Genomic DNA, 19,043 nt, shown 5'->3' with positions numbered 1-19,043 from the left:
CAAAGCGCCATTCAGGTATCAGGAGCTCTCCATGAGTGAACTGCGCAGCCAGGATCGAAGTAAGTCCGTAGCGTTGAACATGCGAGTCGCCGAGCATCGCCGCGATCTTATCGATGCTGCCGTCGAAATCGTCGGCGGAGATCGAACAACGTTTGTGCTCGACGCAGCGTGTAAGCGTGCCGAGGAGGTGCTTCTCGAGCAACGTCTGTTCTTGCTCGACGACCAGGCGTTCGATCAGTTCGCCAAGGCATTGGAAAACCATCCCATCAGGAGCAATGCATGCGTGAAGAAGCTGCTGGCAAGGCCCAAACGCTGGGACTGAGCGCGCCGTGTCGATTGGAAGAACAGCATGATGTCCGCCAGTTCGACTGCGGCGAGGCGTCCATCAATCAGTATCTTTGGGACAAAGCGCTGGACGCGCAACGCGCCAGGCATGCCGTAGTGTACGTGACGTGTTTCAAAGGGACTCGTAACGTTGCGGGTTTTTACACCCTCTCCAATGGCTCAGTGGCCAGGGCCCACGCTGCGACAGCCAGGATCCGTCGCAATGCCCCCAACGACCTGCCAGTGGTCGTGTTGGGGCGCTTGGGCGTGACGCGTCAGGTAGCGGGGAATGGTGTAGCCACCGATCTGTTGCAAGACGCCCTAGAGCGAACGCTGGTCGCTGCTGAGATGGTCGGATGTGTCGCCTTGATCGTTCATCCATTGACCGAGCGACTGGAAGCGTTCTATGCCAAGACAGCCGGATTCATCGCCTGTCCAGGCCTCTCGCCCAAGACAATGATGCTGTCGCTGAAATAGCGGCCTTTCGATGCCCGTTGGGCGAACACGAGCGCCAATCGGCCTCCACCCGGCGCACGGCAGTCTGAAGGCTCAAGGCCCTTCCTCAAGCTCGACCAGCACAGCCCCATCGGCCACCAACTCACCCTCGTTGCAATACACCGCTTTCACCCTCCCGCTGTGCGGCGCGCGAATGCTGTGCTCCATCTTCATCGCTTCGAGCAACACCAGTGCCGCGCCGGCTTCGACCTGATCGCCCGGGGCCACTAGAACCTGTACAACGCTGCCATTCATCGGCGCGCTCAGACCGCCGGGGTGAGCGTGGCTGGCGCAGGCCGCAATAGGGTCGAAGCGGGTGATGGCGTGCAGCTCTCCCGCCCATTTCAGATACAGCGTGTCGCCCTGGCGAACGGCGGGGAGACGTTGACTCGGCTGGCCAGCCACCCGCAACTGCTCGCCCTGCAAGCGGTTCTGGCCATGGGCGCGCACGCGGCGCTCCACGCCCTGGCAGCTCAGGTGCAGTTCGATCTCGGCGCCGCCGCCGGACCGCCAGCCGGAGGTCGCCGTCCACGGTGAGTAGGCATCGTCGGCGCGGCTGCGCAGTGGCTCGCTCTGGATGAAGGCATCGGCGGCGCAGTGCCAGAAGGCGTCTGGCAGGGTTACGGGCGCAGGCAAGAGCTGCGCCTGATGCCTGGGGATGAACCCGGTGTCGAGCTCGGCACGGGCGAACGCGGGATGGCTGAGTACGCGCCTGAGGAACGCCAGGTTGGTCTTCACGCCGCCGACCAGGGTCTCATCGAGGATTGCCAGCAAGCGCAAGCGCGCCTCCTCACGGTTCTCGCCCCAGGCGATCAGTTTGCCCAGCATCGGGTCGTAGAACGGCGACACGCCGTCGCCCTGGGCCACGCCGCTGTCGATGCGCCGGCCCGGCCCCTCGGCGGCCTCGCGGTACAGCGAAAGGGTGCCGGTGGCTGGCAGGAAATCGTGATCGGGGTCTTCGGCATACAGCCGCACCTCGATGGCATGGCCGCGCAGTGGCACCTGCGCCTGCTGCAAGGGCAGCGGCTCGCCACGGGCCACGCGAATCTGCCAGGCCACCAGGTCGAGGCCGGTGATCAGTTCAGTGACCGGATGCTCGACCTGCAGGCGGGTATTCATCTCCATGAAGAAAAAATCGCCGCGTTCGTCGAGCAGAAATTCCACCGTGCCCGCACCCACATAGCCGATGGCCTGCGCGGCCTTGACCGCCGCTTCGCCCATGGCGCGGCGCAGCTCGGCGGACAAGCCCGGTGCCGGGGCTTCTTCGACCACCTTCTGATGGCGGCGCTGGATCGAGCAATCGCGCTCGTTGAGGTACAGGCAGTGGCCGTGGCGGTCGGCGAACACCTGGATTTCCACATGGCGCGGTTTGAGGACGTATTTCTCCACCAACATGCGCGCGTCGCCGAACGACGATTGCGCCTCGCGCTGCGCGCTGGCCAGAGCGTCGGCCAGTTCGGCTTCGCGCTCGACCACTTTCATGCCCTTGCCACCGCCGCCGGCCGCGGCCTTGAGCAGCACCGGATAGCCGATGCGCTGGGCCGCGGCGCTGAAGGTTTCCAGGTCTTGGGCCTCGCCGTGATAGCCCGGCACCAAGGGCACGCCGGCGCGCTCCATCAGCGCTTTGGCGGCCGATTTGCTGCCCATGGCTTCGATGGCCGAGGCGGGCGGACCGAGGAAGAGCAGCCCGGCGTGTTCGATGGCGCGGGCAAAGCCTGCGTTTTCCGAGAGAAAGCCGTAACCGGGATGGATCGCCTGTGCGCCGCTGGCCTTGGCCGCGTCGATGATCCTGTCGATCAACAGGTAGCTCTCGGCCGGCTTGGCGCCGCCCAGGTCCACCGCCAGATCGGCTTCACGCACATGCCGCGCGTTACGGTCGATGGCGCTGTGGACCGCCACGGTACGGATGCCCATGGCTTTGGCGGTGCGCATCACCCGGCAGGCGATTTCGCCTCGGTTGGCGATCAACAGCGTGTCGAGAAGGTTCATGGATGCGATTCCTGCCAGCTCGGTTGACGTTTTTCCAGGAAGGCATTCAAGCCCTCCTGACCTTCGGTACTGACCCGCAGTCCGGCGATGTCCGCTTCGGTGCGGGCGCGCAGATCGGCACTCAGGGCGCCGCTGCCGACGTCACGCAGCAGGCGCTTGCTGACGCGCATGGCCTGGGGGCTGTTCTGCAACAGTTGGGCGATCCAGCGATGGCACTGCGCGTCCAGCTCGTCGGCAGCACAGGTAGCGGCAAGCAGGCCGAGTTCGCGCGCGCACTGGCCATCGAAACGTTCGGCGGTCAGGGCGAAGCGTCGCGTGGCGCGCTCGCCCAGCGCCTGCACGACGAAGGGGCTGATCACCGCCGGCGCCAGGCCGATACGCACTTCCGACAGCGCGAACAGGCTGTCGTGGGTGCCGATGGCCATGTCGCAGCAACTGACCAGGCCGACCGCGCCGCCAAAGGCCGCGCCTTGCACCACTGCCAGGGTCGGCATCGGCAACTCGGCGAGCCTGTACATCAGCTCGGCCAATTGCTGGGCATCGCGCAGATTGGCGTCGTAGTCGAGCCCGGCTGCCTGCTGCATCCACGCAAGGTCGGCGCCCGCGCAAAAGTGCTTGCCGCGCCCGCGCAGCAGCAGGAAGCGCAGCGAGGCGTCGGCTGCGATCAGGTCCAGCGCTTGGATCAGTTCGCCAATCATTTCGGCGTTGAAGGCGTTGTGCTTGTCCGGGCGGTTCAGCCACAAGGTGGCGAATCCGCGTGGGTCGTGTTCCAGGTGCAGGGTGGTGAAGTCGGTCATGGTCAGGCCTGTCACGTGACGAAAGGAGGGCGCCCGAGGCGCATCACATACGGAAGACGCCAAAGCGGGTCGGCTCGATCGGCGCATTGAGGCTGGCCGAGAGCGCCAGGGCGAGCACCTCGCGGGTCTGTGCCGGGTCGATCACGCCGTCATCCCAGAGCCGGGCGCTGGAATAGAAGGCATGCGCCTGCTGCTCGTACTGCTCGACGATGGGTTGCTTGAGGCGCTGCTCGTCCTCGGCCGAGTAGTGCTCGCCGCTGCGCTCGGCCTGCTCGCGTTTGACCTGCACCAACACCCCGGCCGCCTGCTGGGCGCCCATCACACCGATCTTGGCGTTGGGCCACATCCACAGGAAACGCGGGTCGTAGGCGCGTCCGCACATGCCGTAGTTACCGGCGCCGAAGCTACCGCCGATGATCACCGTGAACTTCGGCACCTGGGCGCAGGCCACCGCGGTGACCAGCTTGGCGCCGTGCTTGGCGATGCCGCCTTCTTCGTATTTCTTGCCGACCATGAAGCCGGTGATGTTCTGCAGGAACAGCAGCGGGATGCCGCGTTGGCAGGCCAGTTCGACGAAATGGGCGCCTTTCTGCGCCGCCTCGGCGAAGAGGATGCCGTTGTTGGCCAGTATCGCCACCGGGTATCCCGCCAGCCGGGCGAAGCCGCACACCAAGGTGGTGCCGAACAGGGCCTTGAATTCATCGAACTGCGAGTCGTCGACCAGGCGCGCGATCACCTCGCGCACGTCGAAGGGCTGCCTGGGGTCTTTGGGAATCACCCCGTACAGCTCATCGGCGGCATGGCGCGGTGCGATGGGGGCGTGCACATCGAGCTGGCCGAGCTTGCGCCAGTTCAGGTTGGCGACACAGCGTCGGGCCAGGGCCAGGGCGTGCTCGTCGTTTTCGGCATAGTGGTCGGCCACGCCGCTGGTCTTGCAGTGCACGTCGGCACCGCCCAGTTCCTCGGCGCTGACCACTTCCCCCGTGGCGGCTTTGACCAGCGGCGGGCCGGCGAGAAAGATGGTCGCCTGCTGGCGCACCATGATGGTCTCGTCGCTCATGGCCGGCACATAGGCGCCGCCGGCGGTGCACGAGCCCATGACCACGGCGATCTGTGCGATGCCCAGGGCACTGAGGTGGGCCTGATTGAAGAAGATCCGCCCGAAATGCTCGCGGTCGGGGAACACCTCGTCCTGGCGCGGCAGGTTGGCGCCGCCGGAGTCCACCAGGTAGATACACGGCAAACGGTTCTCGCGGGCGATGGCCTGGGCGCGCAGGTGTTTTTTCACGGTCAGTGGGTAGTAGCTGCCGCCTTTCACCGTGGCGTCGTTGGCGACGATCATGCACTCCACGCCTTCGACGCGGCCGATGCCGGTGATCACCCCGGCTGCAGCCACCTCTTCGCCGTAGACCTCATGGGCGGCGAGCGGGCCGATCTCGAGGAACGGTGAGCCGGGATCGAGCAAGCGATTGATCCGCTCCCTGGGCAGCAGCTTGCCACGCGAGGTATGCCGCACCTGGGCTTTCTCGCCACCGCCCTGGTGGATGCGGGCGAGCAGTCGATGCAGCTCGTCCAGTTGATCGAGCATGGCCGCGCGGTTGGCGGCGAAGTCGGGACTGCGAACGTTGATCTGGGACGTCAGGATAGCCATGTGAGCCTCGATAGCGGTGCGCCAGTGATGCTTGAGCGTGCGGCGATTTCAACGGGTCTCGTTGAACAGCTCGCGACCGATCAGCATGCGGCGGATTTCGCTGGTGCCGGCACCGATCTCGTAGAGCTTGGCATCGCGCAGCAGGCGCCCGGTGGGGAACTCGTTGATGTAGCCATTGCCGCCGAGGATCTGGATCGCTTCCAGGGCGATCTGCGTGGCGCGCTCGGCGGTGTAGAGGATCACCCCGGCGGCATCCTTGCGCGTGGTCTCGCCACGGTCGCAGGCCTGGGCGACGGCGTAGAGGTAGGCGCGGCTGGCATTGAGCTGGGTGTACATGTCGGCGATCTTGCCCTGGATGAGCTGGAACTCGCCGATGCTCTGGCCGAACTGCTTGCGGTCGTGGATGTACGGCACCACCACGTCCATCGCGGCCTGCATGATGCCGACCGGCCCACCGGAGAGCACCACGCGTTCGTAGTCCAGGCCGCTCATCAGCACGCGCACGCCGCCATTCTCCTGGCCGAGGATGTTTTCCTCGGGCACCTCGACGTCGTCGAAGAACAGTTCGCAGGTGTTGGAGCCGCGCATGCCCAACTTGTCGAACTTCTGGCTGCGGGTGAAGCCTTTCCAGTCGCGCTCGACGATGAACGCGGTGATGCCATGGGCGCCCTTGTCCAGGTCGGTCTTGGCGTAGATCACGTAGGTGTTGGCATCCGGGCCATTGGTGATCCAGGTCTTGGAGCCATTGAGCACATAGCGCTCACCGCGCTTTTCGGCGCGCAGTTTCATGCTGACCACATCGGAACCGGCATTCGGCTCGCTCATGGCCAGGGCACCGACGTGCTCGCCGCTGACCAGCTTTGGCAGGTAGCGGGCTTTCTGGTCGGCATTGCCGTTGCGCTTGATCTGGTTGACGCACAGGTTGGAGTGGGCCCCGTAGGACAAGGCCACCGAAGCCGAGCCGCGGCTGATTTCTTCCATGGCGATGACGTGCGCCAGGTAGCCCATGCCGGAGCCGCCGTATTGCTCGTCGACGGTGATGCCGAGCAGCCCCATGTCACCGAACTTGCGCCACAGGTCCGCAGGGAACTGGTTTTCAGCATCGATGGCGCTGGCGCGTGGCGCCAGTTCGGCGGCGACGAAGCTCTGCACTTGCTCGCGGAGCATGTCGAGGGTTTCGCCCAAGGCGAAGTTCAGGCTGGGGTAGGTCATGGCTCACCTTGATTATTGTTCGGATGAGGGAGGGACATACGTCGTTCGATTTTCACTTTACGTTAACGTAAACTTGCAGCGGAAATGTGTCAACAGGTCGATGTGCTTACCGCACCTCGGTGAATTGAGGGATTGGGTGGTGGTGGCATCATGCGTTGACGTTAACGTAATGAGTTGCTAGCGTCGGTCTACCGCTTTTGCGAGCCCAAGTCGCTGCGCCTGGAGCTCGTGCTCTTTCTTAAAAGGATTCAACGTGGCTGCCAAGACCTACAGCATTTCCGAGCTGGCACGCGAGCTGGACGTGACCACCCGGACCATTCGTTTCTACGAAGAGCAGGGCATGCTGGCGCCGAGTCGGCGTGGCCAGGAGCGCATCTACACCCCCAAGGACCGCGTCACCCTCAAGCTGATCATGCGCGGTAAGCGCATCGGCTTTTCTCTTGCCGAATGCAAGGCGCTGATCGAGCTGTACGACCCGCAAGGCGACAACAGCAACCAGCTCACCAACATGCTGGGCAAGATCACCGAGCGGCGGATGCAACTCGATCAGCAGCTGTTGGACATTCAACAGATGCAGTTGGAGCTGGATATCGCCGAGGAGCGGTGTCGGGCGGCGTTGCAGGGTAAAAGCACGGTGCAGGAAGAGGACGTTCCAGGTTGAATCAGCGCCATCCGCAGTGACATTCAGCAGTGCACGCAAAAACTTTCAGACAAAGAAAAACCCCTGTCAGGCGTCAGCCCGACAGGGGTTCGTGGTGCGATCCGACAGGACCGGAACGCTGGCTCAGACGTTGAAACGGAAGTGCATCACGTCGCCATCTTTGACGATGTAGTCCTTGCCTTCCAGGCGCCATTTACCGGCTTCCTTGGCACCGGCTTCACCCTTGAACTGGATGAAGTCGTCATAGGCAACCACTTCGGCGCGGATGAAGCCTTTCTCGAAGTCGGTGTGGATCACGCCGGCAGCCTGCGGGGCGGTAGCGCCGACGCGCACGGTCCAGGCGCGAACTTCCTGCACGCCAGCGGTGAAGTAGGTCTGCAGGTTGAGTAGCTCGTAACCCGCGCGGATCACCCGGTTCAGGCCGGGCTCTTCCAGGCCCAGGGCTTCGAGGAACATGTCCTTCTCTTCGCCGTCGTCGAGCTCGGCGATCTCGGCTTCGATCTTGTTGCACACCGGCACCACCACCGCGCCTTCTTCCTCGGCGATGGCCTTGACCACGTCCAGGTGCGGGTTGTTGTCGAAGCCGTCTTCGGCCACGTTGGCGATGTACATCACCGGCTTGCTGGTCAGCAGGTGGAAGCCACGCACCACGGCCTTTTCATCGGCGCTCATGTGCTTCATCAGGCTGCGCGCGGGCTTGCCTTCGGTGAAGTGCGGGATCAATTGCTCGAGGATGGCTTTCTGCGCCAGGGCTTCCTTGTCGCCGCCCTTGGCGTTGCGCGCGACTTTCTGCAACTGTTTCTCGCAGCTGTCGAGGTCGGCGAAGATCAGTTCCAGGTCGATGATCTCGATGTCGCGCTTGGGGTCGACGCTGTTGGAAACGTGAATCACGTTCTCGTCTTCGAAGCAGCGCACCACGTGAGCGATGGCGTCGGTCTCGCGGATGTTGGCCAGGAACTTGTTGCCCAGGCCTTCACCCTTCGAGGCGCCGGCGACCAGACCGGCGATGTCGACGAACTCCATGGTGGTCGGCAGGATGCGGTTGGGCTTGACGATCTCGGCCAGCGCCGCCAGGCGGGCGTCGGGCATGGGCACGATGCCGCTGTTCGGCTCGATGGTGCAGAAAGGGAAGTTCTCCGCCGCGATACCAGATTTGGTCAGGGCGTTGAACAGGGTGGACTTGCCGACGTTGGGCAGGCCGACGATGCCGCAATTGAAACCCATGGGAATTCCCCTTTCTAGAGAGTCAGGCCTTCTGGCTGTGCAGCTCGCGCATGGCCTTGGCGAAGTCGCCGGCCAGGACGTCCGGCAGCACGCCGAGGGCAAAATCGATGCTGGTGTCGAGCTTGTCCTGCTCGGCGCGCGGCGCGCGGCCCAGGACGAAGTTGGAGACCAGTTTTGCATCGCCCGGGTGGCCGATGCCAAGCCGCAGGCGGTGGAAGTCGTTCTGGTTGCCGAGCTGCGCGATGATGTCGCGCAGGCCGTTATGCCCGCCGTGTCCACCGCCGCGCTTGAGCTTGGCGACGCCTGGGGGCAGGTCGAGTTCGTCATGCGCCACCAGGATCGCTTCCGGCTTGATGCGGAAGAAATTCGCCAGAGCCGCCACGGACTGGCCGCTGCGATTCATGTAGGTGGTGGGGATGAGCAGACGAACGTCTTGGCCTTGATGGCTGAACTTAGCCGTCAGGCCGAAATACTTCTTGTCGACGGTCAGCGACACGCGCTGGGCGTTGGCAAGGCGTTCAACGAAAAGAGCCCCTGCGTTATGCCGGGTCTGTTCGTATTCGGGGCCGGGGTTACCCAGGCCGACGATCAACTGGATGGCGGTCACGTCAGGGACTCTTCCTTGGAGTGGCGGGGTTACAGGGCGCGCGGCACTGTAACCCGACCGACACCGGCGCGCGAGTGGATTACTCGGCAGCGCCTTCTTCTTCGGCTTCAGCGGACACGCGTGGTGCGTGAACGTTGGCGATAGCCTTGTCATCACCGTGGGCCAGTGCGACGAATTCAACGCCTTTCGGCGCTTTCAGATCGGACAGGTGGATGATGGTGCCGATTTCAGCGTTTGCCAGGTCGACTTCGATGAACTCAGGCAGGTCTTTCGCTTCGCAGGAAACTTCGATTTCGTTTTCTACGTGGGAGACTTCACCGCCTTTCTTGACCGGCGCTTCTTCGCCGATGAAGTGAACCGGGACCTTGGCGGTCAGCTTCTGGCCAGCCACGACGCGGACGAAGTCGGCGTGCATGATGAAGCCTTTGGCTGGGTGACGCTGCAGTGCCTTGACCAGGACGTTCTGCTTCTTGCCGTCGACGTTCAGTTCCAGAACGTGGCTGAAGGCAGCCTCGTTTTCGAACAGCTTGGTGATTTCCTTGGTCAGGATGGTCAGGGACTCGGCGTCCTTGTTACCACCGTAGACAACGGCAGGGATGCTCAGCGAGTGACGCAGGCGGCGGCTCGCACCTTTCCCCAGGTCAGTACGCGCTTGGGCGTTCAGGGTGAATTCGTTCATTGTGTTTCTCCAAAATAGCCCCCCGAGGACGTTTGCGACCAGCGTCAACGGGGATGGCAAAAAAGCCCCGCCCCAACAACGGGTGTTGGGGCGGGGCGCTTTTCGTCAGCGTGCGTTCCGCTTAGCGGAACATCGCGCTGATCGATTCTTCGTTGCTGATGCGGCGGACCGCTTCAGCGACGACCGGTGCGATATCCAACTGGCGGATACGGTCACAGGCCTGAGCAGCGGCAGACAGCGGGATGGTGTTGGTCACCACCAGCTCGTCGAGTACCGACTTCTCGATGTTCTCGATCGCACGACCCGACAGTACCGGGTGAGTGCAATAGGCGTAGACCTTGGCAGCGCCGTGGTCTTTCAGGGCCTTGGCCGCGTGGCACAGGGTGCCGGCGGTGTCGACCATGTCGTCTACCAGGATGCAGGTGCGTCCTTCGACGTCGCCGATGATATGCATCACCTCGGAGTGGTTCGCTTTCTCGCGGCGTTTGTCGATGATCCCCAGATCGACGCCCAGCGACTTGGCCACGGCGCGCGCACGCACCACGCCACCGATGTCGGGGGAAACGATCATGAGGTTATCGAAACGCTGGTCTTCGATGTCGTCGACCAGTACGGGCGAGCCGTAGATGTTGTCGACGGGGATATCGAAGAACCCCTGGATCTGGTCTGCGTGCAGGTCGACGGTGAGTACACGGTCGATACCCACGACAGTGAGCATGTCAGCGACCACTTTGGCGCTGATGGCTACACGTGCCGAACGCGGACGACGGTCCTGGCGGGCGTATCCGAAGTAGGGAATCACGGCGGTGATTCGCGAAGCTGAGGAGCGGCGGAAGGCGTCGGCCATCACTACCAGTTCCATCAGATTATCGTTGGTCGGGGCGCAGGTCGGCTGAATGATAAACACGTCCTTACCGCGGACGTTCTCATTAATCTCAGTGCTGATTTCGCCGTCGGAGAACTTGCCGACAGAAACATCACCCAGTGGGATATGCAGCTGACGTACGACACGCCGAGCCAGATCGGGGTTGGCATTCCCCGTGAAGACCATCATCTTGGACACGCGCAGTACCTGAAGGCTGAGGGTAACCTGGATGAGTATAAGGAAAATGGCAGGGGCGGCTGGATTCGAACCAACGCATGGCAGGATCAAAACCTGCTGCCTTACCGCTTGGCGACGCCCCTGTATCTGTTGCTGCGAACGCTTATGCGCTCGACTTCTTGATCAGACTCTGCAGCTTGCGATGCAACATCGAAACGTTGCTTCCCTTTGCCACAAACCCTGCTTGGGTCGCTGAAAGAAGGGCCAGAACTCTACCAGCTTCGGCTTTGCTTGGGAAGGCCCCAAACACACAACTTCCAGTGCCGGTCATTCGAGCTTCGGTGAATTTACCCAGTGAATTCAGCGCATTGCGAACTTCTGGATACCGTTGCTCTACCACCGGTTGGCAGTCATTTCGACTGTTTCCCTCGGGAACGGGGCGCATCTTAAGGGGGAGGGAATCACGTGTCAACTCTGGATGCGAAAAAATTTCCGCTGTGCTGACAGACACTTGCGGCACCAACACCACATACCAAGGCTCGGGTGGATCGACCGGCGTGAGCTGCTCGCCCACGCCCTGGGCGAAGGCCGCGTGCCCACGGACGAACACCGGCACATCGGCGCCCAGGGTCAGGCCGAGCGCAGCCAGACGATCGACGCTCCAGTCGAGCTGCCAGAGATGGTGCAGGGCTAGAAGGGTAGTGGCGGCATCGGAACTGCCGCCACCGATGCCGCCGCCCATGGGCAGAACCTTGTCCAGCCAGATATCGGCGCCCAGGCCGCAGCCGGACTGCGCTTGCAGCGCGCGGGCGGCGCGCACGATCAGGTTGCTGTCGTGGGGTACGTGGTCGATGGCGGTGTGCAGGCGGATCTGGCCGTCGTCACGCCGCTCGAAGGTCAATTCGTCAGCGTGGTCGAGGAACTGGAATACGGTTTCCAGTTCGTGATAGCCATCGGCGCGACGCCCGGTGATGTGCAGCCACAGGTTGAGCTTGGCCGGGGCGGGCAGGGTGAGTCGGGACATCGGTTCAGTGCCCCAACTGACGCGGCTGCCAGTCCTTGATCACCAAGGTCACATCGATGTTCTCGCCGTGCAGCTTGAGGCGCTCGGGCAGCCAGTAGCCGTTCTGCTCGCTGTAGCTCAGGTACTCCACCTCCCAGCCATCCTGGGTCAGACGCGCCAGGCGGCTGTCGCCATCGAGGGTGAGCTGGCTTTTGCTATCGGGGGCCGGCAGGCCACGTACCCACCACACCAGGTGCGACACCGGCAGGCGCCAGCCGAGTTGTTCTTCGAGCAGGGCCTCGGGACTGGTGGCCTCGTAGCGGCCCTGGTTGGCCACTTCCAGCACCACGCCGCCGGGTCTCCCGGTCAGGCGCGCGGCACCGCGGCCGAGCGGGCCGGCCAGGCGAATGTCGTAGTAGTCCTGGCGCTGCAGCCAGAACAGCGTGCCGCTGCCAGAGTCGCGCGGGGCGCGGATGCCGACCTTGCCGTTGATCTGCCAGCCGTCGAGGCTGCTCAACTGCTGCTTGTGCTCGCGCCACAGTTGCGGGCTGCCCTTGCCCTGCACGGCTTCACGGGCGCCCATGCCGGCACAGCCGGCCAGCAGGGCGATGAGGGCGAAGGTAAGAAGATGACGCACAGGCATGGTTCAGAGGGTCTCGGATCCGGTCAGGCGCAGGACGGTCTTGCGCAGAATGGGGTTGTCGGGCTGCTCGGCGAAGGCCTTGGCCCACACCTGGCGGGCCTCGCGGCGCTTGCCATTGGCCCACAGCACTTCGCCCAGGTGGGCGGCCACTTCGGGGTCGGGCAGGCGCTCGAGGGCCTGGCGCAGCAGGCGCTCGGCCTCGTCCAGATGGCCCAGGCGATAATTGACCCAGCCCAAACTGTCGAGCACGGCGGGGTCATCGGGGGTGATCTGGCTGGCTTTCTCGATCAGCGCCTTGGCTTCGCCGTAGCGGGTGGTGCGGTCGGCGAGGGTGTAGCCCAGGGCATTGAGGGCCATGGCGTTTTCCGGCTCGCGGGTGATGATGGCGCGCAAGTCCTGCTCCATCTGCACGATGTCGTCGCGCTTTTCCGCCAGCATGGCGCGGGTGTAGAGCAGGTTGAGGTCATCGGGGTAACGCTTGATCGCCTGCTGCAGCACCTGGTCGGCCTGGTCTTCCTTGCCATTGTTGCCCAGGGTCTCGGCTTCGATCAGGTACAACTGGATCGCGTAGTCGGGCTGTGCTTCACGGGCTTCGGCCAGGTGACGCGAGGCCTCGGCGCTGCGGCCGTTGGCGATGAGGATGTCGGCCTGGCGCAATTGCGCGGGCAGGTAATCCGGGCCAGGACCTACCAGCGCATATTCGCGCAGGGCGGCGGCTGGCAGGTTGCGCTCTTCGCGGATGCGTCCCAGGTTCAGGTGCGCGGCGTCAACGTTGCTGTCGCGTTCGACCATTTCCTGCAAATAGCCTTCGGCTTCATCCCAGTCTTTGTTCTCCATGCTCACCAGTGCCAGCGAATAACGCAGTTCGTCGTCATCGGGGTACTGCTGCAGCAGGTTCTCGAACTCGGCCTTGGCTTCGCTGATGTGGTTCTGCTCGACCAGCGTGCGCGCGTAGGTGATGCGCAGGCGCTTGTCCTCGGGGTTGTCGCGGATCGCCGTGCGCAGCAGCGGCAGCGCTTCGTCGCCGCGCTCGAGGGTTTGCAGCAGGCGTGCGCGCAGCAGGATCGGCGCGATTTCGCCGTTGCGCGGCGGGTGCTGTTCCAGCAGGTCGAGCGCCTGTTCGGTCTTGTCGTCCTGGTTGAGCAGCAAGGCCTTGCCGAACACCAGTTGACCGTTGTCCGGGTACTTCACCAGCAGACGATCGAAGCTCTTGAGCAGACCGTCGCGGGTCGCCTGGTCGGTTTCGGCGGCCGAGAGCGCGAGGAAATCGAAATGGGTGTCGCCCTGGCCCTGAAGCACCTTCTCCATGTAGGCCATGGAATCGTCGTAGCGTCCGGCGCGGGCCAGTTGAATGGCCGCGGCACGCTGCGCGTCGAGGTTCTGTGGGTCGTTGCGTGCCCAGATCAGCGCGGTGTCCAGGGCCGGCTCGTCGGCGCCGAGGTACTCGGCGATGCGGTAGGCGCGTTCGGAAACACCGGGGTCCTGGGTCTTCTGCGCCTGGTCGACATAGTTGGCCAGGGCGATGTCGAAGCGGTTGCGCTGGCCAGCGAGCTCGGCCACCAACAGGCTATAGAGGGTGTCGGGCTTGAACGATCCATAGACCACCGGCGGTTTGGCTTCGGGCTTGTCGGCCTTGGCAACGGCCGGCTGTTCCTCGCTCTTGTGCGGGACCAGGCTCTGGCAGCCCTGGAGCAGGGCGAAGGCAAGCAGCAATGCGTAGGATCTGTTCATAGGGGCTTTGGAGGACTAACCGGCGGTCGGAGCATGATGACACAAGCGTGGGGGCAAACCCACCTGCGTAGTGTGTGACCGTGCCGGGCCCGGGACGTTCGGCGACCGGTCTCGTACGCGGCTGTCATCGGGTGCGCTGTCTATAGACGATGGTCATGGTCGCGATAGCGAACGGTGGTTGTCCTGAATCCTGCGAAGTAGGACAATTATCGGCTTCCCGTCCCCACCAGCGATCTTGCATGGCCTTTCTTGCCCTCGGTATCAACCATAAGACTGCCTCGGTCGACGTACGCGAGCGCGTGGCGTTTACGCCCGAGCAGCTGGTCGACGCCCTGCAGCAGCTCTGCCGAATGACCGCCAGCCGCGAGGCGGCGATCCTCTCCACCTGCAACCGCAGCGAACTCTATATAGAACAGGATCAGCTCAGCGCCGACGACGTGTTGCAGTGGCTGGCCCACTACCATCGCTTGAGCCTGGACGAACTGCGCGCCAGCGCCTACATCCACGAGGAGCACGACGCGGTCCGGCACATGATGCGTGTGGCGTCCGGGCTCGACTCGTTGGTGCTGGGCGAGCCGCAGATCCTCGGCCAGATGAAGTCGGCCTATGCCGTGGCGCGCGAGGCCGGCACCATCGGTCCGCTGCTAGGGCGTTTGTTCCAGGCCACCTTCAGCGCCGCCAAACAGGTGCGCACCGACACCGCCATCGGCGAAAACCCGGTGTCGGTGGCCTTTGCGGCGGTCAGCCTGGCCAAGCAGATCTTCGCCGACCTCGGACGCAGCCAGGCGCTGCTGATCGGCGCCGGCGAGACCATCACCCTGGTCGCCCGTCACCTGCACGAGCAGGGGGTCAAGCGCATCGTGGTGGCCAACCGCACCCTGGAGCGCGCCAGCCTGCTGGCCGAACAGTTCGGCGCCCATGCGGTGCTGCTGGCCGACATTCCACAGGAGTTGGCCCACAGCGACATCGTCATCAGCTCCACGGCCAGCCAGTTGCCGATCCTCGGCAAAGGCGCGGTGGAAAGTGCGCTCAAGCAGCGCCGCCACAAGCCGATCTTCATGGTCGACATCGCCGTGCCGCGCGACATCGAGGCGCAGGTGGGCGATCTGGACGACGTCTACCTGTACACCGTCGACGACTTGCACGAAGTGGTCGCGGAAAACCTCAAGAGTCGCCAGGGCGCGGCCCAGGCTGCCGAAGAGCTGGTGAGTGTCGGCGCCGAGGATTTCATGGGGCGCCTGCGCGAGCTGGCGGCGGTGGACGTGCTCAAGGCCTATCGCCAGCAGAGCGAGCGCCTGCGCGACGAAGAACTGCACAAGGCCCAGCGCCTGCTGGCCAACGGCGGCAACCCCGAAGAGGTGCTCGCCCAGTTGGCTCGCGGTCTGACCAACAAGCTTCTGCACGCCCCCAGCGTGCAACTGAAGAAGCTCTCCGCCGAAGGCCGCGTCGATGCGCTGGCCATGGCCCAGGAACTCTTTGCCCTTCACGAAGGCGCCACGGACAAGACCCCGCAATGAAAGCGTCGCTGCTGAAAAAACTGGAGATTCTCCAGGACCGCTTCGAAGAACTCACCGCCCTGCTGGGCGATGCCGAGGTCATTTCCGACCAGAGTCGCTTTCGCGCCTATTCCCGTGAGTACGCCGAAGTCGAGCCGGTGTTCGTCGCCTACAGCGCCTGGCGCAAGGTGCAGGACGACCTGGAGGGCGCCCAGGCGCTGCTCAAGGACAGCGACCCTGACCTGCGCGAAATGGCCGTGGAGGAAGTGCGCGAGGCCAAGGAACAACTGCTGGCCCTGGAGGCGCAACTGCAGCGCATGCTGCTGCCCAAAGACCCCAATGACGGGCGCAACGTATTTCTGGAAATCCGCGCCGGGACCGGCGGTGACGAGGCCGCCATCTTCTCCGGCGACCTGTTCCGCATGTACTCGCGTTACGCCGAAAAGCGCGGCTGGCGCCTGGAAATCCTGTCGGAGAACGAAGGCGAGCACGGCGGTTACAAGGAGATCATCGCCCGCGTCGAGGGCGACAACGTTTACGCCAAGCTCAAGTTCGAGTCCGGCGCGCACCGCGTGCAACGTGTGCCGGAAACCGAGTCGCAGGGCCGTATCCACACCTCGGCATGCACCGTGGCGGTACTCGCCGAGCCCGACGAGCAGGCGGCGATCGAGATCAACCCGGCCGACCTGCGCGTGGACACCTACCGTGCCTCGGGCGCGGGCGGTCAGCACGTCAACAAGACCGACTCGGCCATTCGCATCACGCACCTGCCGACCGGCATCGTGGTCGAGTGCCAGGAAGAGCGATCCCAGCACAAGAACCGTGCCCGTGCCCTGTCCTGGCTGTCGGCCAAGCTCAATGACCTGCAGACCAGCGCCGCGCAGAACGCCATCGCCAGCGAACGCAAGTTGCTGGTCGGCTCGGGCGATCGTTCCGAGCGTATCCGCACCTACAATTATCCACAGGGCCGGGTGACCGACCACCGCATCAACCTGACGCTGTATTCGCTGGACGATGTGCTCGCCGGCGGCGTCGATGCCGTGATCGAGCCCTTGCTCGCCGAATACCAGGCCGATCAACTGGCCGCCCTGGGGGACTGATGACCATCATCGCCAGCCTGTTGCGCAATGCGCAGTTGCCCGACTCCTCCAGCGCGCGTCTGGACGCCGAGCTGCTGTTGTCTGCGGCCCTGGGCAAGTCGCGCAGCTACCTGCACACCTGGCCCGAGCGCATCGTCAGCAGCGAGGCGGCCGACACCTACGCCGCCTGGCTGGAGCGCCGCCGCGCCGGCGAGCCGGTGGCCTACATTCTGGGGCACCAGGGTTTCTGGAAACTCGATCTGGAAGTGGCGCCCCACACCCTGATTCCTCGGCCTGACACCGAGCTGTTGGTGGAGGCAGCGCTGGAGTTGCTGCCGGCAAGCGTTGCGCAGGTACTGGACCTGGGCACCGGCACCGGGGCCATCGCCTTGGCCCTGGCCAGCGAATGTCCGGCCTGGCAGGTGACGGCCGTGGACCGTGTCGAGGAGGCCGTGGCCTTGGCCGAGCGTAACCGCCAGCGTCTGCACCTGGCCAACGTGCAGGTGCGCGCCAGCCATTGGTTCGAGGCACTCGCCGGTGAGCGCTTCGACCTGATCATCAGCAACCCGCCCTACATCGCCAGCGAAGACCCGCACCTGAGTGCCGGTGACGTGCGTTTCGAGCCGAGCAGCGCACTGGTGGCGGGCGTCGATGGCCTGGACGACCTGCGCCTGATCATTGCCCGGGCGCCCCAGCACCTGGTGGCCGGCGGCTGGCTGCTGCTCGAACACGGCTACGACCAGGCCAGCGCAGTGCGTGAATTGCTCACGGCCAGCGGCTTCAGCGATGTCGGCAGTCGCCGCGATCTCGGCGGTCATGAGCGCATCAGTCTGGGCCGCCTGCCGTGCTGAGCGACGACGAGCTGCTGCGCTACAGTCGCCAGATCCTGCTGGCGCAGGTGGATATCGACGGTCAGTCGCGGCTCAAGCAGAGCAGGGCGCTGGTGGTCGGACTGGGTGGTCTGGGCTCGCCTGTGGCGCTGTACTTGGCGGCCGCAGGCGTGGGCGAGCTGCATCTGGCCGATTTCGACACGGTCGAGCTGACCAACCTGCAGCGCCAGGTGCTGCATGACACCGACAGCCTCGGGCTGAGCAAGGTCGACTCGGCGCTGCGGCGCTTGCAGGCGATCAATCCGCAGATCCGCCTGGTCGCCCATCGCCAGGCCCTGGATGAGGATTCCCTCGCGGCGGCAGTGGCCAACGTGAACCTGGTGCTGGACTGCTGCGACAACTTCGCCACCCGCGAGGCGGTCAACGCGGCGTGCGTGGCAGCCGGCAAACCGTTGGTCAGCGGTGCGGCCATTCGCCTGGAAGGGCAGTTGTCGGTGTTCGATCCACGGCAGGCGCACAGCCCCTGTTACCACTGCCTGTATGGCCATGGCAGCGAAGCCGAATTGACCTGCAGCGAAGCCGGGGTGATCGGCCCGCTGGTGGGCCTGGTTGGCAGCCTGCAAGCGCTGGAGGCGCTCAAATTGTTGGCCGGTTTCGGCGAACCGCTGGTGGGACGTCTGTTGCTCATCGATGCCCTGGGTACACGCTTTCGCGAGCTGCGGGTCAAGCGCGACCCAGAGTGCGCCGTGTGCGGCAGCCGCCATGGCTGAGCGCTCGGCGCCGGTCGGCGTCATGGATTCGGGGGTGGGCGGTCTGTCGGTGCTGGCCGATATCCACCGCCTGTTGCCGGCCGAATCGCTGCTCTATGTGGCTGACTGCGGCCATGTGCCCTACGGCGAGAAGTCGCCGGACTACATCCGCGAGCGCTGCCGGCGCATTGCCGCGTTTTTCCGGGCGCGTGGCGCCAAGGCCATGGTGCTGGCGTGCAATACGGCAACGGTGGCGGCGGTAGCCGATCTTCGTCAGCGCTACCCCGAATGGCCATTGGTTGGCATGGAGCCTGCGGTCAAGCCGGCGGCGGCGGCGACCCGCTCTGGCGTGGTCGGCGTGCTGGCGACCACTGGCACCTTGCAGAGCGCCAAATTCGCGGCCTTGCTCGATCGCTTCGCAGGCGATGTGCGCGTCGTCACTCAGCCGTGTCCGGGATTGGTGGAATTGATCGAACGGGGCGACTTGAGCAGCCCGCCACTGCGTGTCTTGCTGGAGGGCTATGTCCAGCCATTGCTGGTGGCCGGCTGCGACACGCTGATTCTGGGCTGCACGCATTACCCTTTCCTGCGCCCGCTGCTGGCGCAGATGGTGCCCGAAGACGTGGCGATCATCGATACCGGCGCTGCCGTGGCCAGGCAGTTGCAGCGTCTGCTGCAGGGCCGGAATCTGCTCGCCGAAGGGCCGGCGCGCGACGCCGAGTTCTTCAGCAGTGCCGAGCCGCAGCGGCTGCGCGAGGTGTTACCGGCGTTGTGGGATGCGCCGGTGGCGCAGGTCATGGCGTTCAGCGGCTGAGGCGCAGCCGGCTCTGA

19 protein-coding genes and 1 tRNA gene are annotated in these 19,043 nt (G+C 64.4%); 8 read left to right on the top strand and 12 right to left on the bottom strand.

What is annotated here, in order from left to right; translation table 11 throughout:
• Positions 1-31 precede the first annotated feature (31 nt).
• Together Q7C30_RS04930 and Q7C30_RS04925 are read left to right on the top strand one after the other, a co-directional pair.
• Entirely contained in the window at positions 32-322 is a 291-nt protein-coding gene (locus Q7C30_RS04930) for a DUF1778 domain-containing protein (protein WP_029614347.1), read from the top strand.
• Complete coding sequence (locus tag Q7C30_RS04925) at positions 280-801, top strand: GNAT family N-acetyltransferase (protein ID WP_037028358.1); 522 nt, start codon at positions 280-282, stop codon at positions 799-801. Before Q7C30_RS04930 ends, Q7C30_RS04925 begins: the two co-directional genes overlap by 43 nt.
• A gap of 72 nt (positions 802-873) precedes the next feature.
• Here Q7C30_RS04925 and Q7C30_RS04920 read toward each other — a convergent pair whose 3' ends face one another.
• Genes Q7C30_RS04920 through Q7C30_RS04905 form a run of 4 tightly spaced genes read right to left on the bottom strand, consistent with a single transcriptional unit; the run spans position 874 to position 6,468 of the window.
• The gene (locus Q7C30_RS04920) at positions 874-2,808 is read right to left on the bottom strand and encodes an acetyl/propionyl/methylcrotonyl-CoA carboxylase subunit alpha (protein ID WP_317870872.1); all 1,935 of its coding nucleotides are present in this window, start codon (positions 2,806-2,808) and stop codon (positions 874-876) included.
• Entirely contained in the window at positions 2,805-3,605 is an 801-nt protein-coding gene (locus tag Q7C30_RS04915; RefSeq protein WP_317870871.1) for a gamma-carboxygeranoyl-CoA hydratase, read from the bottom strand. The genes Q7C30_RS04920 and Q7C30_RS04915 overlap by 4 nt, the downstream gene beginning before the upstream one ends.
• A gap of 43 nt (positions 3,606-3,648) precedes the next feature.
• Positions 3,649-5,256, bottom strand: a complete 1,608-nt coding sequence (locus Q7C30_RS04910) for a carboxyl transferase domain-containing protein (RefSeq protein ID WP_317870870.1) — start codon at positions 5,254-5,256, stop codon at positions 3,649-3,651.
• Positions 5,257-5,304: 48 nt separating this feature from the next.
• Positions 5,305-6,468 (bottom strand): acyl-CoA dehydrogenase family protein, encoded by a 1,164-nt coding sequence (locus Q7C30_RS04905; protein ID WP_029614344.1) that lies wholly within the window; start codon positions 6,466-6,468, stop codon positions 5,305-5,307.
• Between the two features lie 253 nt (positions 6,469-6,721).
• Here Q7C30_RS04905 and Q7C30_RS04900 point away from each other — a divergent pair, with 253 nt between their 5' ends.
• Positions 6,722-7,129: a MerR family DNA-binding transcriptional regulator gene (locus Q7C30_RS04900; RefSeq protein WP_317870869.1), complete on the top strand. Its 408-nt coding sequence runs from the start codon at positions 6,722-6,724 to the stop codon at positions 7,127-7,129.
• A gap of 123 nt (positions 7,130-7,252) precedes the next feature.
• Here the strand turns inward: Q7C30_RS04900 and ychF are convergent, their stop codons facing one another.
• From ychF to Q7C30_RS04860, 8 genes are all read right to left on the bottom strand, one after another.
• On the bottom strand, positions 7,253-8,353 hold the full coding sequence (ychF, locus tag Q7C30_RS04895) for a redox-regulated ATPase YchF (protein WP_029614336.1): 1,101 nt from the start codon (positions 8,351-8,353) through the stop codon (positions 7,253-7,255).
• 22 nt (positions 8,354-8,375) lie between these two features.
• Positions 8,376-8,960: an aminoacyl-tRNA hydrolase gene (gene pth / locus Q7C30_RS04890; protein WP_295481418.1), complete on the bottom strand. Its 585-nt coding sequence runs from the start codon at positions 8,958-8,960 to the stop codon at positions 8,376-8,378.
• Positions 8,961-9,039: 79 nt separating this feature from the next.
• A complete protein-coding gene (locus tag Q7C30_RS04885) occupies positions 9,040-9,639 on the bottom strand; it encodes a 50S ribosomal protein L25/general stress protein Ctc (protein WP_029614334.1) in 600 nt (199 codons plus the stop codon).
• A gap of 121 nt (positions 9,640-9,760) precedes the next feature.
• Positions 9,761-10,702, bottom strand: coding sequence for a ribose-phosphate pyrophosphokinase (locus Q7C30_RS04880; RefSeq protein WP_029614333.1), 942 nt, complete (start codon positions 10,700-10,702; stop codon positions 9,761-9,763).
• 47 nt (positions 10,703-10,749) lie between these two features.
• A tRNA-Gln gene (locus tag Q7C30_RS04875) sits at positions 10,750-10,824 on the bottom strand.
• A gap of 20 nt (positions 10,825-10,844) precedes the next feature.
• Positions 10,845-11,705 carry a 4-(cytidine 5'-diphospho)-2-C-methyl-D-erythritol kinase gene (gene ispE / locus Q7C30_RS04870; RefSeq protein ID WP_039580213.1) on the bottom strand — a complete coding sequence of 287 codons (861 nt, stop codon included), beginning with the start codon at positions 11,703-11,705 and terminating at the stop codon, positions 10,845-10,847.
• A gap of 4 nt (positions 11,706-11,709) precedes the next feature.
• The gene (lolB, locus tag Q7C30_RS04865; RefSeq protein WP_317870868.1) at positions 11,710-12,327 is read right to left on the bottom strand and encodes a lipoprotein insertase outer membrane protein LolB; all 618 of its coding nucleotides are present in this window, start codon (positions 12,325-12,327) and stop codon (positions 11,710-11,712) included.
• 3 nt (positions 12,328-12,330) lie between these two features.
• Complete coding sequence (locus Q7C30_RS04860; protein ID WP_317870867.1) at positions 12,331-14,058, bottom strand: tetratricopeptide repeat protein; 1,728 nt, start codon at positions 14,056-14,058, stop codon at positions 12,331-12,333.
• 239 nt (positions 14,059-14,297) lie between these two features.
• Here Q7C30_RS04860 and hemA point away from each other — a divergent pair, with 239 nt between their 5' ends.
• From hemA to murI, 5 genes are read left to right on the top strand one after another with little or no spacing between them, the layout of a single operon-like run.
• Complete coding sequence (hemA, locus tag Q7C30_RS04855) at positions 14,298-15,575, top strand: glutamyl-tRNA reductase (RefSeq protein WP_039580205.1); 1,278 nt, start codon at positions 14,298-14,300, stop codon at positions 15,573-15,575.
• Positions 15,572-16,654, top strand: coding sequence for a peptide chain release factor 1 (gene prfA, locus Q7C30_RS04850; protein WP_317870866.1), 1,083 nt, complete (start codon positions 15,572-15,574; stop codon positions 16,652-16,654). Before hemA ends, prfA begins: the two co-directional genes overlap by 4 nt.
• Positions 16,654-17,484 carry a peptide chain release factor N(5)-glutamine methyltransferase gene (gene prmC / locus Q7C30_RS04845; protein WP_317870865.1) on the top strand — a complete coding sequence of 277 codons (831 nt, stop codon included), beginning with the start codon at positions 16,654-16,656 and terminating at the stop codon, positions 17,482-17,484. The genes prfA and prmC overlap by 1 nt, the downstream gene beginning before the upstream one ends.
• Entirely contained in the window at positions 17,478-18,233 is a 756-nt protein-coding gene (locus Q7C30_RS04840) for a molybdopterin-synthase adenylyltransferase MoeB (protein WP_317870864.1), read from the top strand. The genes prmC and Q7C30_RS04840 overlap by 7 nt, the downstream gene beginning before the upstream one ends.
• Positions 18,226-19,026, top strand: coding sequence for a glutamate racemase (murI, locus tag Q7C30_RS04835; protein WP_317870863.1), 801 nt, complete (start codon positions 18,226-18,228; stop codon positions 19,024-19,026). The genes Q7C30_RS04840 and murI overlap by 8 nt, the downstream gene beginning before the upstream one ends.
• The last annotated feature ends 17 nt before the right edge of the window (positions 19,027-19,043 follow it).

Origin of the sequence: Pseudomonas sp. RAC1 (assembly GCF_030658255.1) — a bacterium.
In the GTDB taxonomy this organism is placed as follows: Bacteria; Pseudomonadota; Gammaproteobacteria; order Pseudomonadales; family Pseudomonadaceae; genus Aquipseudomonas; species Aquipseudomonas boreofloridensis.
The sequence above is the reverse complement of the archived record's forward strand: the minus strand, read 5'-3'. Positions and strand labels throughout refer to the sequence as shown.

Bases quoted from the DNA above. Each gene is read 5' to 3' on its own strand.
- Q7C30_RS04885 (WP_029614334.1), bottom strand. From the start codon at position 9,639: ATGAACGAATTCACCCTGAACGCCCAAGCGCGTACTGACCTGGGGAAA.
- lolB (WP_317870868.1), bottom strand. From the start codon at position 12,327: ATGCCTGTGCGTCATCTTCTTACCTTCGCCCTCATCGCCCTGCTGGCC.
- Q7C30_RS04925 (WP_037028358.1), top strand. From the start codon at position 280: ATGCGTGAAGAAGCTGCTGGCAAGGCCCAAACGCTGGGACTGAGCGCG.
- ispE (WP_039580213.1), bottom strand. From the start codon at position 11,705: ATGTCCCGACTCACCCTGCCCGCCCCGGCCAAGCTCAACCTGTGGCTG.
- prmC (WP_317870865.1), top strand. From the start codon at position 16,654: ATGACCATCATCGCCAGCCTGTTGCGCAATGCGCAGTTGCCCGACTCC.
- Q7C30_RS04905 (WP_029614344.1), bottom strand. From the start codon at position 6,468: ATGACCTACCCCAGCCTGAACTTCGCCTTGGGCGAAACCCTCGACATG.
- Q7C30_RS04930 (WP_029614347.1), top strand. From the start codon at position 32: ATGAGTGAACTGCGCAGCCAGGATCGAAGTAAGTCCGTAGCGTTGAAC.
- prfA (WP_317870866.1), top strand. From the start codon at position 15,572: ATGAAAGCGTCGCTGCTGAAAAAACTGGAGATTCTCCAGGACCGCTTC.
- Q7C30_RS04860 (WP_317870867.1), bottom strand. From the start codon at position 14,058: ATGAACAGATCCTACGCATTGCTGCTTGCCTTCGCCCTGCTCCAGGGC.
- Q7C30_RS04915 (WP_317870871.1), bottom strand. From the start codon at position 3,605: ATGACCGACTTCACCACCCTGCACCTGGAACACGACCCACGCGGATTC.
- hemA (WP_039580205.1), top strand. From the start codon at position 14,298: ATGGCCTTTCTTGCCCTCGGTATCAACCATAAGACTGCCTCGGTCGAC.
- Q7C30_RS04910 (WP_317870870.1), bottom strand. From the start codon at position 5,256: ATGGCTATCCTGACGTCCCAGATCAACGTTCGCAGTCCCGACTTCGCC.
- Q7C30_RS04920 (WP_317870872.1), bottom strand. From the start codon at position 2,808: ATGAACCTTCTCGACACGCTGTTGATCGCCAACCGAGGCGAAATCGCC.
- ychF (WP_029614336.1), bottom strand. From the start codon at position 8,353: ATGGGTTTCAATTGCGGCATCGTCGGCCTGCCCAACGTCGGCAAGTCC.
- murI (WP_317870863.1), top strand. From the start codon at position 18,226: ATGGCTGAGCGCTCGGCGCCGGTCGGCGTCATGGATTCGGGGGTGGGC.